This window comes from Natroniella sulfidigena (genome assembly GCF_023223645.1).
In the GTDB taxonomy this organism is placed as follows: domain Bacteria; phylum Bacillota; class Halanaerobiia; order Halobacteroidales; family Halobacteroidaceae; genus Natroniella; species Natroniella sulfidigena.
Genome location: NZ_JALKBY010000002.1, coordinates 124,278 through 142,005, shown reverse-complemented (window position 1 = coordinate 142,005; position 17,728 = coordinate 124,278). Strand labels below are relative to the sequence as shown.

At 35.7% G+C, this 17,728-nt stretch carries 15 protein-coding genes, 1 pseudogene and 2 riboswitches; all 16 genes and pseudogenes read left to right on the top strand.

The window, feature by feature from the left end; translation table 11 throughout:
- Positions 1-9: 9 nt before the first annotated feature.
- The 16 genes and pseudogenes from larC to cysC all read left to right on the top strand — a co-directional run bounded on the left by larC (position 10) and on the right by cysC (position 17,725).
- A pseudogene (gene larC / locus MWH28_RS12950) lies at positions 10-1,208 on the top strand (nickel pincer cofactor biosynthesis protein LarC).
- A 219-nt stretch (positions 1,209-1,427) separates the two neighbouring features.
- A riboswitch (purine riboswitch) is annotated at positions 1,428-1,529 on the top strand.
- Positions 1,530-1,627: 98 nt separating this feature from the next.
- Positions 1,628-3,175: a glutamine-hydrolyzing GMP synthase gene (gene guaA, locus MWH28_RS01940; protein ID WP_248617695.1), complete on the top strand. Its 1,548-nt coding sequence runs from the start codon at positions 1,628-1,630 to the stop codon at positions 3,173-3,175.
- Between the two features lie 196 nt (positions 3,176-3,371).
- A riboswitch (purine riboswitch) is annotated at positions 3,372-3,473 on the top strand.
- 108 nt (positions 3,474-3,581) lie between these two features.
- Entirely contained in the window at positions 3,582-4,895 is a 1,314-nt protein-coding gene (locus MWH28_RS01935) for an NCS2 family permease (RefSeq protein WP_248617581.1), read from the top strand.
- A gap of 214 nt (positions 4,896-5,109) precedes the next feature.
- Entirely contained in the window at positions 5,110-5,397 is a 288-nt protein-coding gene (locus MWH28_RS01930) for a YerC/YecD family TrpR-related protein (protein WP_248617580.1), read from the top strand.
- Between the two features lie 103 nt (positions 5,398-5,500).
- Positions 5,501-6,736 carry a TIGR00341 family protein gene (locus MWH28_RS01925; RefSeq protein WP_248617579.1) on the top strand — a complete coding sequence of 412 codons (1,236 nt, stop codon included), beginning with the start codon at positions 5,501-5,503 and terminating at the stop codon, positions 6,734-6,736.
- Between the two features lie 84 nt (positions 6,737-6,820).
- A complete protein-coding gene (cysK, locus tag MWH28_RS01920; RefSeq protein WP_248617578.1) occupies positions 6,821-7,747 on the top strand; it encodes a cysteine synthase A in 927 nt (308 codons plus the stop codon).
- Positions 7,748-7,816: 69 nt separating this feature from the next.
- Positions 7,817-8,704 (top strand): selenium metabolism-associated LysR family transcriptional regulator, encoded by an 888-nt coding sequence (locus MWH28_RS01915; RefSeq protein WP_248617577.1) that lies wholly within the window; start codon positions 7,817-7,819, stop codon positions 8,702-8,704.
- A gap of 222 nt (positions 8,705-8,926) precedes the next feature.
- Positions 8,927-10,267 carry a YeiH family protein gene (locus MWH28_RS01910; RefSeq protein ID WP_248617576.1) on the top strand — a complete coding sequence of 447 codons (1,341 nt, stop codon included), beginning with the start codon at positions 8,927-8,929 and terminating at the stop codon, positions 10,265-10,267.
- 68 nt (positions 10,268-10,335) lie between these two features.
- Entirely contained in the window at positions 10,336-10,476 is a 141-nt protein-coding gene (locus tag MWH28_RS01905) for a hypothetical protein (RefSeq protein WP_248617575.1), read from the top strand.
- 222 nt (positions 10,477-10,698) lie between these two features.
- Entirely contained in the window at positions 10,699-10,920 is a 222-nt protein-coding gene (thiS, locus tag MWH28_RS01900; protein ID WP_248617574.1) for a sulfur carrier protein ThiS, read from the top strand.
- Entirely contained in the window at positions 10,907-11,713 is an 807-nt protein-coding gene (locus MWH28_RS01895) for a HesA/MoeB/ThiF family protein (RefSeq protein WP_248617573.1), read from the top strand. The genes thiS and MWH28_RS01895 overlap by 14 nt, the downstream gene beginning before the upstream one ends.
- Entirely contained in the window at positions 11,710-12,120 is a 411-nt protein-coding gene (locus MWH28_RS01890) for a M67 family metallopeptidase (protein ID WP_248617572.1), read from the top strand. The genes MWH28_RS01895 and MWH28_RS01890 overlap by 4 nt, the downstream gene beginning before the upstream one ends.
- Positions 12,121-12,140: 20 nt before the next feature.
- Positions 12,141-14,483, top strand: a complete 2,343-nt coding sequence (locus tag MWH28_RS01885; RefSeq protein ID WP_248617571.1) for a sulfurtransferase TusA family protein — start codon at positions 12,141-12,143, stop codon at positions 14,481-14,483.
- 13 nt (positions 14,484-14,496) lie between these two features.
- On the top strand, positions 14,497-15,714 hold the full coding sequence (locus MWH28_RS01880) for an O-acetylhomoserine aminocarboxypropyltransferase/cysteine synthase family protein (protein WP_248617570.1): 1,218 nt from the start codon (positions 14,497-14,499) through the stop codon (positions 15,712-15,714).
- Positions 15,715-15,786: 72 nt separating this feature from the next.
- Positions 15,787-16,941: a sulfate adenylyltransferase gene (gene sat / locus MWH28_RS01875; RefSeq protein WP_248617569.1), complete on the top strand. Its 1,155-nt coding sequence runs from the start codon at positions 15,787-15,789 to the stop codon at positions 16,939-16,941.
- Between the two features lie 241 nt (positions 16,942-17,182).
- Positions 17,183-17,725, top strand: a complete 543-nt coding sequence (gene cysC / locus MWH28_RS01870) for an adenylyl-sulfate kinase (RefSeq protein ID WP_248617568.1) — start codon at positions 17,183-17,185, stop codon at positions 17,723-17,725.
- Positions 17,726-17,728 lie beyond the last annotated feature (3 nt).

The window sequence follows — 17,728 nt, the reverse complement described above, 5'->3', positions numbered from 1 at the left end:
GATATAAGTATGGAAAAGATACTCTATTTTGATTGTTTAGCAGGGATTAGTGGGGATATGACAATCGGTGCTTTACTTGATTTAGGAGTAGATCAAGAAGAGTTTGTGAAAGAATTGAAAAAAATAGATCTGACTGGTTATCAATTGGAAATCGGTTATGGACAGAAAAATGGAATTAGTGGGACGGATTTTAATGTAATTGTCGATCAGCAAGAGCATCATCATCGTAGTCTACAGGATATTAAAGATTTAATCACTACTAGTAGCTTAAATGAGGATGTTAAAGACTTAAGTTGTGAAATTTTTGAGCTAATAGCTAAAGCAGAAGCTAAAATCCATAATCAGCCGCTAAGTGAGGTGCAGTTTCATGAAGTAGGAGCTATAGATTCGATTATTGATATTGTAGGGGCTGCTATCTGTATAGATAAGTTGGAGGTTGATCGGATTTATTCTTCTCCTTTACATTTAGGAAGGGGGTTTGTCAATTGTGCTCATGGTAAGCTACCTGTCCCTGCTCCTGCTACTTTAGAGATTTTACAGGATGTTGCTGTTTATTCTAAAGGAGTAGAGAGTGAGTTGGTTACTCCTACCGGAGCAGCAATAATTAAGGTATTAGCTACTGATTTTATTCCTTATCCTGAGATGGTAGTTGAGCAAGTAGGTTATGGACTAGGCAGTAAAGAGTTAGAGATCAGTAATTTATTGCGAGTGACATTGGGTAAAAAAAAAGTCAAGAAACTCTAATTATGCTAGAGACAAATATTGATGATATGAATTCAGAGATCTATTCTTATTTAATGCCTAAGTTGTTTGAAATTGGTGCTTTAGATGTCTATCTAACAAATATAATGATGAAGAAGAATCGACCAGGGGTTAAAGTCAATGTATTAGCTACTAAGGAGATAGTAGAAGACATTGAAGAAGTATTATTTAAAGAAACAACAACATTAGGGATTAGAAAGTATGAAGTAACTAGAGAAAAATTGAATAGAAAGTTCTTAAAGGTAGATACCTCTGTTGGTAAGATAACTGTCAAACTTGCTTTTAAAGGAGGAAGAGTTTTGAAGTATGCTCCAGAGTATGAAGAATGCAAGCTGGTAGCAGAGAGTTTGGGGGTAGCTTTACAAGATGTCTATCAGGAAGTATTAGCTATGACTAAAAAATATTTAGAAAATAATGATTTAAAGCTAGAACTTGACAATGATTAAGATCTGATTTATACTAACAGCATAACTGGATAATAGAGCAGTTTACAGTTGACAGTGTACAGTTTACAGTTAAGAGCAAAAGATTAAAAAATTAAGATCATGAGCAAAACTTTTATGAATAATATTGTTTTAGGAATGTTTTTTTGATTTTTTAAGTTTTTAAAGGTTTTTAACTGTCAACTGTCAACCGTACACTGTACACTGATATTTAGTGGCATTTGCCACTAAATATCAACTTCTCGTATAATTTCGACAATAGGGGTCGAAGGTTTCTACCAACTAGCCGCAAACTGGTTGACTACGAGATAGTAATATAGCTATATCTATATGTATCTATCTCTCAAATTTGGCCCTTGAGTAATTAAATTAGGGCTTATAATTTGAGTTTTTTTATTTATACTAGATTTAAGGAGGGTTAAATAGTGGCACAAAAAGAAGTAGTTTTAGTATTAGATTTTGGAGCACAATATAGCAAATTAATTGCTAGAAGGATTAGAGAGTGTAATGTTTATTCGGAAGTTTTACCTTATAATGTTGATTTAGAGAAGGTTAAAGAGTTGGAACCAGCAGGAATTGTCTTTTCAGGTGGGCCAGCAAGTGTCTATGCAGAAGATGCTCCGTATATCGAGGAGGAAATTTTTGAATTGGGGATTCCTATTTTAGGGATCTGTTATGGGATGCAGTTGATGAGCCATCTGCTACCTGGGGGTAAGGTTGTAGCAACAGAGAATAGAGAATATGGACGAGCAATGATGGAAGTGAAGAAAGAGTTGGAGTTATTTACTGATTTAGACCAACAATTAGAGTGTTGGATGAGCCATGGGGATGCTGTTGCTGAACTACCTGATGGTTTTGAAGTAATTGGTGTTACAGATAATACTCCACTAGCTGCAATTGGTAATCAGGACAAAGGATTTTATGGAGTTCAATTTCACCCTGAAGTAGTACATACACCACAGGGAACAGAAATAATTGAAAACTTTTTGTATCAGGTCTGTAACTGTCAAGGAAATTGGACAACTGCTAATTTTATTGAACAGACAGTAGCAGAGATTAGAGAGAGAGTAGGAGATGATGAACAGGTAATCTGTGGTTTGTCTGGAGGGGTAGATTCTTCAGTAGCAGCTGCTTTAGTAGATAAAGCAATTGGAGAACAGTTGACCTGTATTTTTGTTGATCATGGTCTGTTGCGTAAGAATGAAGCAGCAGAGGTAAAAAAGACCTTTGGTGAAGAATTTGAGATGAACTTAGTTGCTGTAGAAGCACAGGATAGATTTTTAGAACAATTAGTTGGGGTTGCAGACCCTGAAGAGAAAAGAAAGATAATTGGTAATCAATTTATTAGGGTTTTTGAAGAGGAAGCAGCTAAAGTTGGAGATGCTAGTTATTTAGTGCAAGGTACTATTTATTCTGATGTAATAGAGAGTGGAGAAGGTGATGACTCTTCCACAATCAAAAGCCATCATAATGTAGGTGGTTTACCTGAAGATATGGAATTTAAATTGATTGAACCGTTAAGAGAATTATTTAAGGATGAAGTACGGGAAGTAGGGGAAGAATTAGGACTACCAGCCAAGATAGTTTGGAGGCAACCTTTCCCTGGGCCCGGTTTAGGGATTAGAGTGTTAAGGGAGGTTACTGAAGAAAAATTAGAGGTTTTAAGAGAAGCTGATGCTATCTTTAGAGAGGAGATTAGTAAAGCAGAATTGGATCGAGAGATCTGGCAGTATTTTGCTGTCTTACCTCCAATGCGTAGTGTAGGTGTGATGGGGGATGAAAGAACTTATGCCTATACGATTGTGTTACGTGCTGTTAAGAGTAAAGATGCAATGACTGCTGATTGGGCCAAAATTCCTCATCGAGTTTTGGAAGAGATTTCGACCAAGATTACCAACCATGTACCAGAGGTCAATCGAGTCGTTTATGATATAACTTCCAAACCACCGGCAACTATTGAGTGGGAATAGAAAATAATTTAAAATTATTTTCTATTCCACGGAGAGTTTTTGTAAAAAACTCGTAGGGGGGTTTGAAGCAGTAGTAACCAAGGTGAAAACGAACTATATTCAATAAAACAACAGAAATATTAGTTTATACTTGAACAATATTTGAATTTATGATATTATTATACTGCAAAAGATATAATTAGTAATTAATTTTAAAACAATAAAAAATTATCAACTCCGTATAATCTCAGAGATAAGGTCTGAAAGTTTCTACCGACTAGCCGTAAATTAGTCGACTACGGGAAGAGATGTAGCTGTATGCTATATCTTTATCCCAAACTATTAATTCCCTCTGGAATTTATAATTTGGGATTTTTATTTTTTTAGGTTTAATTAAATAAAATATCTAAACTAGGAGGGACTTTTAATGAACGAACTTTTGGAAAATCTTTTTAAGTTAAAAGAACATGGAACTAATCTTAAGACAGAGGTTATAGCTGGATTGACTACATTTATGACAATGGCTTATATCATTATTGTTAACCCTATAATTTTGAGTGATGCAGGAATGCCATTTGAGGCAGTTATGGCTGCGACAGTTATATCTGCAGCAATTTCTACTTTGATTATGGGTTTATATGCTAACTATCCTTTTGCTTTAGCACCAGGGATGGGATTGAATGCGTTCTTTGCCTATACTGTAGTAATTGGCATGGGGCTTAGTTGGCAAGCAGCTTTAGCAGCAGTCTTTATTTCAGGTGTTTTCTTTATTATTATTACGATAACGGGTCTTAGAACAGTTTTAGTCAATGCAATTCCTTTATCTCTAAAAAAAGCAGTTAGTGCAGGAATTGGTCTCTTTATAGCCTTAATTGGTTTGAAAAATGCTGAAATTGTTATAGCAGATGAAGCTACTTTAGTTGCTTTAACGGATAATTTAACTCAACCGAGCACTCTTTTAGCTTTAATTGGTTTAATTATTACTGCTATTTTAATGGCTAAGAATGTTAAAGGATCTATTTTACTTGGAATTATTCTAACTACTATTATTGGAATTCCAATGGGTGTTGTGGAGATTGGAGAAGGGTTTTCACCTTTTTCATTGGAAGTGAGCTTTGAGGCTTTCGGTGCATTTGTAGATGGATTTCCTGAGTTATTTAATTTTGGGATTTTGAATGTGATCTTGGCCCTTACTTTTGTTGATTTATTCGATACGATTGGGACTTTAGTTGGAACTGGAGCTCGAGCCAAAATGTTAGATGAAGATGGTAATTTACCACGAGCTGGTAAGGCATTGATGGCCGATTCTATTGGAACGACTGCAGGAGCGATTCTTGGAACCAGTACAGTAACTACTTATGTTGAAAGTACAGCGGGAGTAGTTGAAGGTGGAAAGACAGGTTTAACTGCAGTTGTAGTAGCTATCTTATTTCTTCTTTCATTATTAATTTCTCCTTTGGTGTTGTTAGTACCAGAGGCAGCGACAGCTCCAGCGTTAATTATTGTGGGAGTTTTAATGATGGGAGCTATTAAGGGAATTGATTTTGAAGACTTTACAGAAGCATTTCCTGCTTTTATGACAATTGCAATGATGCCTTTTACTTTTAGTATTGCTGAAGGAATTGCAGCTGGAATTATCTTTTATCCAATTATGAAGTTGGTTTCTGGAAGAACTGATGAGACTAATATGGTAATTAATATTTTAGCATTATTATTTGCAATAAAATATCTGTTTATGTAAAAGCAACTTGGCTTATTATAAGTATAAGTTATCTTCTGTTTGAGAGGATAGCTTATGCTTTTTATTATTTAAGAAACTATGCTTTTTAAATGGGTTACTTAAACTCGGACTTAATCTTAATCTAAAGTATATCACCTCTTTAATACATTAAACTGCTGGTAATAAGCTCTAAAATGTATTATAATAAGGTTAAGAAACTTAGGAGGTGGGAGATTTGAACTCTAAATTAAAGAATGAATTTACCGAGCAACTATTTGAAGCAATTTTATTATTAGAGAATAAAGAAGAATGTTATAAGTTTTTTGAGGATATATGTACAGTTAATGAAATAAAATCTTTGGCCCAGCGATTAGAAGTAGCTAAGATGTTAAAAGAGGGTGCTACTTATGAGGAGATTGCTCAGAGTACAGGAGCAAGTACTGCCACTATCAGTAGAGTCAAGAGATGTTTAAATTATGGGGCTGATGGTTATCAGTTAATTTTAGAACGAATGGAAAAATAGAATATAAAAGTTGCTTTGTCCAGGAGATCACTAAATTTAGTGATCTCTTATATTTTTTTAAAACTGGTGGCACACTAAAGAGTAGTTTAAAAAGAGGAGGCAGATGATGCAGATAGTTCATGCCACTTTCGAATCTGGTAAAGGGAAAGAAGCAGTTGACTTATTGAAGAGATTAGGGATAGATATTGAAAACTATAAATTGATTGAATCTGAAACTGGAGATTTATTGATTTTAAACTTATTATATGGGAATCAAGATCAGTTATTGGATGGATTAAAAGAAAGATTTAATTTTTCGGAAAATACAGAGCGAAGTTTAATCATCTTTACTCCTGATACAGTTATACCTAGAGATAAAGAAAAAGTTAAAGAGTATAATTATCGAGCATCAAGAGAAACGATTGTAACATATGCTAAAGATAATAGTAAAGTAGATAGTCAACTATTAATTTTGGCTGTAGTAGCTGCTATTATAGCTACGCTGGGGTTGATTATTGACAATACTGCAGTAATTGTGGGTTCAATGGTAATTGCTCCAGTCTTCGGGCCAATTATAGCGATAGCAGTAGGGATAGTGTTAGGTGATTTGAAATTATCGGTTCAAGGTTTGATTGCTGAGTTAGTAGTAGTTGTGGTAGCAGTTGTGATTGGTGCCTTATCGGGGCTGGTTATTCCGAATGTAACGATCAATCGGGCTTTAGAAGTTAGGATGTTACCAACATTACCTGATCTGTTGATTGCTTTTGCTGCTGGAGGAGCAGGAGCTTATTCATTAGTAACTAATATTAAGCAACAGTTGGTAGGGGTAGTAATTGCTGCTGCTTTAATTCCTGTGATGGCAACGATAGGAATTGGGATTGCACTTTGGAGTTGGCCCTTATTTTCTGGAGCAATTTTATTATTATTGGCAAACTTCTTTGCTCTATTGTTAGCAATTGTGTTGACCTTTTATTTTAAAGGATTAAAGCCTCAGTTTTGGTATGATTTAACTGCTAAAAAATTAATAAAAAAGAGTTTGATTATTTTAGTTATATCTCTACTTTTACTGGCAGTACCACTATGGGTGATTACTTATCAGCAGATGGTTAAAGAACAGCCAGAGGATGTTGTACGCCAAACTTATCGTGAACATTTTAAGGATCAATTTGAAAGTAGATTAATTAAAGTTGAAGTAGGAGAAGAGCGAATTGAATTGGTCTTTTATAGTCCGCACGCAAAAGACAAAGAAGATATTAATAGTTTGGCTGAACAGATTCAACAGCAATTGGAACGGGATTATGTGATTGAGTTTGAAGTTATACCAACACAACGGTTTGAGGTGGTTACAGATTCTTCTTGACAGGGGGTGGTTTTTTTTGTAAACTATAACTAAATGAAAACAAAGCGATTTACTTGGATATGAGAATACATAGGAGGTTTTAAGATGAGAATTGTCGATAATATAACAGAGTTAGTAGGTAAGACACCGCTTGTTAAATTAAATAAAGTTGTACCAGAAGATGCAGCTGAAGTCTATGTTAAATTGGAGTCTTTTAATCCCGGGGGTAGTGTTAAGGATAGAATAGCGTTTAATATGATTACAGTGGCTGAAGAAGAAGGTTACTTAAAGCCAGGTGGAACGATTGTTGAACCAACTAGTGGTAATACAGGAATTGGCTTAGCATTTATTGGAACGGCTAAAGGGTATAATGTAGTTTTAGTAATGCCTAATACAATGAGTATTGAACGGAGGAAGATCTTAAAGGCTTATGGGGCTGAATTAATTTTGACTCCTGGGGAAGAGGGAATGCCAGGAGCTATTGAAAAAGCTAAGGAATTAACTGATAATAATGAAAATTATTTTATGCCACAACAATTTTTAAATCCTGCTAATCCAGATATCCATCGCAAAACGACAGTTAAAGAGATTATTGAAGCTACTGAGGGGGACTTAGATGCTTTTGTAGCTGGAGTAGGAACGGGTGGTACAGTGACTGGAGTTGGTGAAGTTTTAAAAGATGAAATTGAAGGAGTTAAAGTTGTGGCAGTAGAACCTAGTGATTCAGCAGTGATTAGTGGAGAAGAGCCTGGTCCGCATATGCTTCAAGGGATTGGAGCTGGCTTTATTCCTGATGTACTTAATATAGATATATTAGATGATGTAGTACAAATAAAAAATAATGAAGCAATGGAGATGTCACGTCAATTAGCAGCTGAAGAAGGAATTTTAGCTGGAATTTCTTCAGGGACTGCAGTTGTAGCAGCTATTAAGGTAGCTCAAGAGTTAGGAGCAGGAAAGAAGGTAGTAACAGTAGCTCCTGATACAGGAGAGCGATATTTAAGTACCCCTTTATTTAAAGTTGAAGAGTAGTAATTAGGAAAAGAGTCTAACGGGAAATCCTATAGGCTCTTTTTTATTTTTGAAATGAGGAGGATGTTGATGAAGTTAAAGACCTTAAAGATGTTGGTTAAATTAATGGAAAAAGCTAGCTTTTCAGCAGTAGCTGATGAATTAGGATTAACTCAACCGGCTGTTAGTATGCAAATTAAATCATTAGAAGAGTTCTTTGATGCTGAATTAGTAATTAGGCAAGATGGAGAATTAAGACTAACTCCAGCAGGAAAGGTGGTTTATAGGCGAGCAAAAGATATTTTAGCTAGCTGGGAAGAGACTAAGTTAGAGGTAGCTAGAATTAAGGGAGAAAAGTTTGGACAATTATCAATAGGAGCTAGTACAATTCCTTCAGAGTACTTATTACCTGACTTACTAGCACAATTTTATGATGAGTTTCCAGAAATAGAGACGGTAATGAGAGTCGGAGATAGTAAAGAGATGATTGATCTTTTAGAACAACGAAAGATTGACTTAATAATAGTTGGTTCTAAGCCTAAGATTAAGGGTGTGAAAACTAGAGTGATAATTGATGATCGATTGATCTTAATTCTTCCTAAGGAGCATCGGTTGGCTAAACGGGATAAGATTATTATTGATGATTTAGTGGAAGAAAGAATGTTAATTAGAGAAGAGGGTTCAGGGACAAGAAAGGCAATGTTGACAGGTTTAAAGGAAGCAGGAGTAGATAAGAACGATTTAAATGTAGTTGCTAATTTAGGGAGTACAGAGGCTATCATTTCAGCAGTAGAAGCTGGCTTAGGGGTCTCTTTTATATCAGAGTTAGCAGCTCAAAAAGCTATCTCTGCTAAGCGAGTAGAGCAAGTAGAGGTAAGGGATATGTTGATTAACCGCAAGCTATATTTAGCATATTATCAAGCAAGAGCAGAAGAGTTATTACTTAAAGAATTTGATAATTTGATAAAGAGGTTTTAAGTAAAAAAGTAAGGTTGCTAGCTGGCAACCTTACTTTTTTTGGTTATAATAAAAATTGATTTCATTAAATACATATAATAAGGGAAGAAAAAAACTACAAAATTCAATCTTAACCTAGAAGAATTAACCGGATGAAATAATTCCGACTAAACCTATTGACATTACTCAGATAATGTGGTAAAGTTTATAATAACAAAGTTTTAATAGGAGGTTAGTTAAAAGATGGGTGAGATTAATTTAGAAAATAAGAAGGATATAAAAACTAAATCTAAGTTTGCTAAGTTATGGCGGGGAAAAGAATGGTGGACTGTTTGGTTAGGGATAGCATTAATTGTTGCTGCGGTTGGTAGTATTATTGAAAAACCTGTTTTACCAAAAGAGTGGGGAGTAGAAGGTGCTGAGTCAATTTGGGCTGCTATTCCTGCTGAAATTGTTACAGGGATGTTGACGACTGGATTAATAACTTTAATTATTTTTGCTGTGGCAGTATTTTTTAGTAAGCGAGAAGAGTTTACTGATTTTTTGAAAGGGTATCCGGTTATATTTTTACTATCTATTTTAGCGTATGTACTTGGAAATTATGCTCCATTGCGACATTATGGTTTTAATGATGTAATTTGGGCGTTAGTAATTGGATTGATAATTAGTAATTTAACTAAAGTACCTCAATTTTTACAGGGAGCTGTTCGAACAGGTTTATATATTAAGACTGGTTTAGTCTTATTAGGGGCTTCTATTTTATTTGATCGGATGTTAGCACTAGGAGCAATGGGCTTAGGAGTAGCTTGGTTAGTGACACCAGCAGTCTTAATAGTGATGTATTGGTATTCGCAGAAGGTTCTAAAGATGCATGATAATAAAGGACTAGCAATTACGATTGCTACTGCGACTTCAGTCTGTGGTGTATCGGCAGCTATTGCTTCAGGTACAGCTTCTAAAGCTAAACAAGAAGAGATTACTTTAGCTGTTTCAATAACTTTAATCTTTACTGTTTTAATGATGGTTGGAATGCCAGCAGTAGTTCAGCTATTAGGAATAGATCCAATAGTTGGTGGTGCATGGCTAGGAGGTACAATTGATGCGACAGGAGCTGTAGTTGCCTCTTCTGCACTATTAGGAGCAGAAGCAATGGAAGTAGCTTCGATAATTAAGATGGTACAAAATATCTTAATTGGAATTATTGCTTTTGGAATAGCAATCTTTTGGGTGACAAAATATGAAAATAAATCTGCTACAGAGGTTGAGATCAGTTTTAAAGAGATCTTTACAAGAATACCTAAATTTATCTTTGGCTTTATAGGGGCTTCGTTAGTCTTTTCTTTCTTATTAACAGAAGCGACTGTAGAAGCTAGTTTACCAGTATTGAATGGTTTTAGAGGGTTCTTCTTTACACTAGCATTTATCAGTATTGGTCTCGATTCTAACTTTAAAGATATGGCTCAGATGGTTAAGGGAGGAAAAGCAATCCAGCTTTACATAGGAGGCCAATTACTTAATATAGTTTTAACTTTACTTGCTTCCTATATCTTCTTTAGTGGTCAATTCTTTAATCTACCTTTTTAAGATTAATTTTTAAAGGTGTGCACATTTTCAGTTGAAAAGTGATATAATTAAGAAAAGAGGTGGGTTAGTTGAAGAAAGCATTATTGTTACTTATAGTATTGATTGCTGTAGGAATCATCTTATTTGATGTTGGAAACTCTGGAGACCATTCCAGTGGAGCGGGTGAAATATGGTGGACAGAGGTTGAAGAGGTTGAACAGAATTTTTAATAATCTAATGATGCTGTATAGTAAGAATAGGTTTAGAAAGTAATTCAAAGGGATACATTAATTAAAATGACCTAAGGTCGTTTTAATTTTTGTCTTAATCCCGACTATTCTTATTGATATAACCGCCTTATTGACATAGCCACAATAATGTGATAAAGTCTATAATAACAAAATTAATTTAATTAATTCAGATAAAAAAACTTGGTATTAGGAGGATGGAAGATGAAAATTAAAGTGAATGGTGAAGAAGTTGAATTTGAAGCTGAATTGACGGTTAGTGAATTATTGGAAGAAAAGGATGTTGACATGCCTGATATGGTATCTGTAGAGCTAAATGGTGAAATTTTAGATAGAGATGGTTTTGATACTCAAGTAGTAACAGATGGTGATCAAGTAGAATTTTTATACTTCATGGGTGGTGGTGCTGGTCATGAACTTTACTGAGGAGCAGCTTGAACGATATTCACGCCATATTATTTTACAGGATGTAGGGGTAGAAGGTCAAACAAAGTTATTAGAGTCATCTGTTTTAATTATTGGAACGGGCGGTTTGGGTACACCTGCAGCTCAGTTTTTAGCAGCAGCAGGGGTAGGTAAGATTGGACTGGTTGATGCTGATCAAGTTGAACTTTCTAACTTACAGCGACAAGTACTACATCATACTCCTGATGTAGGGAAATTGAAGGTTCAATCTGCTAAAGAGAAGATAAATTCTATGAATCCAGATGTAGAGGTTGAAACATACGATTATTACTTAATGTCACATAATATTAGAGAGGTTATTAGAGATTATGATTTTGTAATCGATGGGACTGATAATTTTCCAGCTAAGTTCTTAATCAATGATGCTTGTGTAATGGAAGGAAAGCCCCTTTCTCATGCAGGAATCATTAAATTTACGGGCCAAACAATAACTATTGTACCTGAAGATGATGAGACGCCATGTTATCGTTGTGCTTTCCCTGAACCACCTAAGCCTGGTGTTGTGCCTTCTTGTAAGGAAGCTGGTGTTTTAGGAGTTATGGGTGGAGTGATTGGAACAATTCAGGCTACTGAAGCAATTAAGTATTTATTAGATAAAGGTGAGTTATTGACTGGGACATTATTAAGTTATGATGCTTTAGATATGGAATTTAGAAAGATAAGTTTAAATCGTAATGACAATTGTGGTGTCTGTAGTGATGATCCTGAGATTACTGAATTAATAGATTACGAACAAGGAGCTTGTGAACTATGATCATTGAGTTAGCAAAAGATGACTATCAAAAGTTATTAGAAGATGCTAAAGAGCGATTTCCCACAGAAGCTTGTGGGTTGGTGGCAGGTTTGAAGGAAGAAGATAAGATTGAGGTTAAGGCTGTATATCCAATGACCAATCTAGATGAATCTGCTGAACACTTTACACTAGATCCAAAAGAGCAATTTAAAGTAGTCAAAGAGATTAGAGCAGATGGTTATCAAGTGCTTGGTAACTATCATTCACATCCAGCTACGCCAGCTCGTCCTTCGGCTGAGGATAAGAAGTTGGCTTATGATCAGGATGCTATTTATTTTATCTTTTCTTTACAAGGTGAGCCTGTATTGAAGGCATTTAAAATCAAGGAGCATACAGATGTAACTGAGCTAAAAATAGAGTTGGTTTAACGAAGAGAAGGGGGAAAATTATGAAGACAGAACCTGTGTTTAAGATACCAGAGACGGTTAAAGAAGATACTAACAAGTATCAGCAAGAAGTAGAGCGTTTTCTTGCAGGAGAGATTGATTCTGTTAGATTCAAAGGTTATCGGGTTCCAATGGGAGTTTATGGTCAACGAGGTGCAGAAGGAGAAGAACAATATATGGTACGTGTTAGAGCACCTGGTGGAGTAATTACAGTAGAGCAATTGCAGAGATTAAATCAATTAAGTAAAGAGTATGGTTCAGAATATTTACACTTAACTACTAGACAAGATGTTCAGATTCATCAAGTAGAGATCGAGGATACTCCTCAGGTACTATTTGATTTATTAGAGGTTGGTTTAAGCCCACGAGGTGGCGGAGGAAATACTGTCAGAAATATTGCTAATGCCTCACGAGCAGGAGTTGACTCTGATGAAGTATTTGATACAACACCTCATGCTTTGGCATTAACGGAGTATTTGATCAAGACTAGATCTTCTTTTAATTTACCAAGAAAGTATAAGATTGCTTTTTCTTCTACACCAGCTGATGAAGGGTTAGCTACGATTAATGATTTAGGCTTTATTGCTCAAGAAAAAAATGGTAAGAAAGGCTTTAAGGTTTATGCTGCAGGAGGAATGGGTACTGCTTCTGAAGTTGCATTCTTAATTGAAGAGTTTATCCCAGAAGATAAGATATTTCATGTAGCAGAAGCTATCAAACGTTTCTTTGATGAATATGGTGATCGGAGCAATAAGCATAAGGCTAGATTGAGATTTGTTAAGAAGAGATTAGGAGAGGAAGAATTCAAGGCTAAATATAAAGAGTATTTAGCAGATGTCTTAGCAGAGAATATTGAGACGCATGAGATCAATGAATATCAACTACCAAGAGAAGAAGTTAGTACTGAATTAGAAGCAACTGCTGATTATTTAGAAGAAGAAAAAGTAGCTGGTTATTATTCAGTCGAGTTGCGACCTGAAAATGGGGACTTAAATGCTCAAGAATTAGATCAATTATTAGAAATAGAGCTTCTATCTGCTCAAGAGGTTGATTTGCGAACTACCAATCGACAGAGCTTATTGATTAGAGGAGTTAGAGCTGAACAAGTTGAGCAGTTGGTTGAAGAGATAAGAGCTATTAACTCTGATTTATTATCTGCTAATCATTCTACAGTACCAATTGCTTGTAAAGGAGCTTCAACTTGTCGATTAGGTCTTTGTTTATCACCGAATCTAGCTGAAGAAATCAGAGCTAAACTTACTTCTTTAGCTGATGATTTACAGGAGTTGTTACCTCAGATCTATATCAGTGGTTGTCCGAATGCTTGTGGCCAACATTTAATTGGTAAGATTGGTCTGGAAGGGAAAGCAAAACGCTTTAATGGTAAGTTAGTACCGCACTATTCTCTGTTATTAGGAGGAAATATAGCTGATGGTAATAGTAAGTACGGAGAGCGAGTAATTGATTTACCAGCAAAGAGAATTCCTGATTTCTTGGCTGATTTAGCTGAAGAGTTGGCTACAGAAGAGGATTATAATCCAGCACAATTCAATCAGTATTTAGAGGCTGGTGGAGAAGAGAAGGTCAAAGAGCTAGCTGCTGAATTTGTAGATATTCCAGCTTATGAAGAAGATTCTGATCTATATCGAGATTGGGGTCAAGATGCAGACTTCTCTTTAGCAGGAAGAGGGCCAGGTGAATGTGGAGTAGGAGTTATGGATATCATTAAGTTGGATTTAGATACTGCTCAAGAAAATTATAAGCAGGCAGTTGCAGAAGAAGATGCAGATCAACTTTATCAAGCAATCGTCAATGCTGCTAGAGCATTATTGATTGTTAAAGGGGTTGACACGCAAAAAGATCGAGTTATCATTAAGGAGTTCAAAGATAAATTTATTGATGGACAATTAGTAGCTACAGATTATGAAGAAGTAGTTGATGCTGCTATTGATTATAAGTTAGGTGATATTACTGATCTATTTGCTTATCAAGAAGGAGTAAAAGAATTAATTGCTCGAATTGAGAAATTATTTAACTCCTTAAATGCTAAATTAGAATTCACAATTGTGACGGAAGAAGCAACAGAGAATGATAATAGTGCTTCAAATGAAGCAACAGATAAAGAGGTAGCTGACCTAAGAGGGGTCAAATGTCCAATGAACTTTGTTAAAGCAAAGGTAGCTATTGCTCCTTTAAGCCCAGGAGAGATAATTGATATTTATCTAGATGAAGGAGAGCCGATTGCTAATGTACCACAGAGTTTAAGCTCTGAAGGGCATGAGATTTTAGCTAAAGAGCAGGCAGAAGATGGTTATTATATCTTGACAGTCAAGAAGGCAAGTTAAGAGGAGGAGTCTAATGAAGTTTTCTACTAAACTAGTTAATTTAAAAGTCGATAATCAACAAGGTGCAACCAATACTCCAGTCTATTTAACCAATTCTTTTGAATATGAGCGAGCCGAAGATTTAGAGAAGGTATTCAATCAGAAAGCTCCTGGTTATGTCTATACGAGAGTTAATAATCCATCAATCAGAAAAGTAGAAGAAAAGCTGGCTTCATTAGAAGGAGGGAAGTCAGCTATCCTCTCTTCCTCTGGAATGTCAGCAATTGCTACAGCTACTTTGGCAATTTTGGAGCAGGGAGATGAATTTATTGCTACTAGCTCTTTATTTGGAGGGACTTACAACCTCTTTAAGAGTTATAAAAATTATGGAATTGAACCTAAGTTTGCTGCGGGGGTTGAACGAGAAGATATTGCGGAATTGATTACTGAGCAGACTAAGTTTGTCTTTGCTGAGACTTTGGGTAACCCTAAGTTGGATATACCTGACTTGAAAGGGATTGCTCAATTATGCCAAGAACATGGTATTGCTCTAATTATTGATAGCACAATGACTACCCCAAGCCTGATTAAGCCGTTGGAATTAGGAGCTGATTTAGTAATTCACTCTACTTCTAAATATATCAATGGAACGGCCAACTCGATTGGTGGGGTGATTATCGATGGTGGAAGCTTTGATTGGACTGAGTTTGATAATTTTGCTGAGTATAAGAGGTATGGCAAATTTGCTTTTACTGTTAAAGCTCGAGGAGAGACCTTTAGGAACTTAGGGGTCTGTCAGTCACCTTTAGATTCATTCTTAAATGAATTGGGACTGCCGACTTTAGCTTTAAGGATGGAGCGGCATTGTCAGAATGCATTAGAGTTAGCTAAGTTTTTAGCTGAACAGCCTGAGGTAAAGGAAGTTAATTACCCAGGGCTTGAAGATAATGACTATCATCAACGGGCCAACGAACTATTGGCAGGTGGCTATGGTGGAGTCTTAACCTTACGGGTTGGAAGTAAGAAGAAAGCATTTACTGTGATTAATAACTTAGATTATTTCTATAATTTAGCAAATATTGGTGATGTCAAGTCATTAGTGATCCATCCTGCTTCAACAATTTATGCTAATAATAGTGAGCAAGAACGACAGGAGCTTGGTGTTTATGATGATTTGATTCGGGTTAGTGTTGGGATTGAAGATATTAGTGATCTGAAAGAAGATTTTGTAACTGCGTTAGAAGAGATTTAAATTTACTTATAAATTCTGTTGGTAAGTAATATATATCTTATTGTTGTGAAGGAAATTTAAGGAGGAGTTAAGATGTTAATTGAGCCTCATGGTGGTAAGTTGGTTGATCGAATTGTGACAGGAAAAGAGCGAGAAGAATGGTTGGCTAAGGCAGATGATCTATCCAAAATTAAGTTGTCTAGAGAGATGTTAACTGAGACAGAAAATATAGCTACTGGTCTGTATAGTCCACTAGAAGGTTTTATGACTGAAGCGGATTATAAATCAGTTGTAGAAGAGATGTACTTAACAAATGGTCTACCTTGGACGATACCTGTTGTACTAGATGTTACTAAAGAGAGGGCTGAACAGTTGGCAATTGGAGAAGATGTAGCTTTGACAGATCAAGCAGGCCAGGTTTATGCTATCTTACATTTAGCAGATAAATATACTTATGATAAAGAGAAAGAAGCAGAGCTGGTTTATCGGACAACAGAGACTGAACATCCAGGAGTAGCTAAGTTATATCAAAATGGAGATGTTTTATTAGGAGGTAAGATCTCTTTATTAAGAAGAGTAGGGCATGAGCAATTTAATCAGTATCGCTTAGATCCTAAGGATGCTAGAGCATTAATTAAAGAAAAAGGCTGGAATCGCGTGGTAGGTTTTCAGACTAGAAATCCAATTCATCGGGCTCATGAATATATTCAAAAGTGTGCTTTAGAGATTTGTGATGGTCTATTATTGACTCCTTTAGTAGGTAAGACTAAAAGCAGTGATGTACCGGTAGAATATCGAATTGAGAGCTATGAAGTTGTAATGGATAAGATTTATCCACAAAATCGAACTGCTTTAACAGTCTTTCCAGCAGCAATGAGATATGCTGGCCCAAGAGAGGCAGTCTTCCATGCTTTATGCCGTAAAAATTATGGTTGTACTCACTTTATAGTAGGTCGTGATCATGCTGGGGTAGGAGATTATTATGGTACTTATGACTCTCAAGAAATATTTAAGGAGTTCAAATGGTGTGGAGATCTAGGAATTGAGCCATTATGCTTTGATTATGCTTTCTATTGTAAAAAGTGTGCTTCAATGGCTACATCTAAAACTTGTCCTCATGATGAGAAATACCATGTCTCATTAAGTGGAACTCGAGTTAGAGGATTGTTAAGAAATGGTAAGCGACCTCCTGAAGAATTGACTAGACCAGAAGTGGCTGAAGTATTGATTCAGGGAATGGCGCAGTAAGAGCAGAGAATAGAGAAGAGTGAAGAGTGAATAGTGAATAGTGAATAGTGAATAGCAATGAATAGTTAAAATAAATTGATAGTTGATAAAGCTAATGGACAATTGACAATGAACAATGTACAATTAAGAATTAAAAAGCTTAAAATTAAAGTCAGTTAATTTAATTGTTTAGTAGGTTTTTAGGTTTCGAATTCAACTATCAATTATAAACTATAAACTGAAGTTCAAAGGTGGGGGTAGTATGTGTCAAACTAATCGTGGTGTGACTGTCTGGTTTACTGGCTTAAGTGGAGCTGGTAAGACGACTGTGGCTGTAGAAGTAGAGAAGCAATTACAAAAGCGAAATACTAGAGTACAGCGCTTGGATGGAGATATTGTACGTGAATCTTTGACTAGTGATTTAGGTTTTAGCAAGGAAGATCGTAATGAAAATATAAAAAGAAATACCTTTGTGGCTAAGTTATTGACTAAGCATGATGTGGTTACTTTATGTTCTTTTATCTCTCCTTATCGTTCAGCACGTGATTATGCTCGTCAGGAGATTGAAGAGGTAGGGGAGTTTGTTGAAGTCTTTGTCAATCCTCCTTTAGAGGTCTGTGAAGAGCGAGATGTGAAGGGGCTTTATCAACAGGCTAGGGATGGTAAGATAGCTAACTTTACTGGTATCTCTGATCCTTATCAGGCTCCAGAGAACCCTGATTTGGAATTAAGAACGGATCAAGAGACATTAGAAGAGAGTGCTCAGAAGGTAATTGATTACTTAGCAGAACAGAATTATATTTAATTA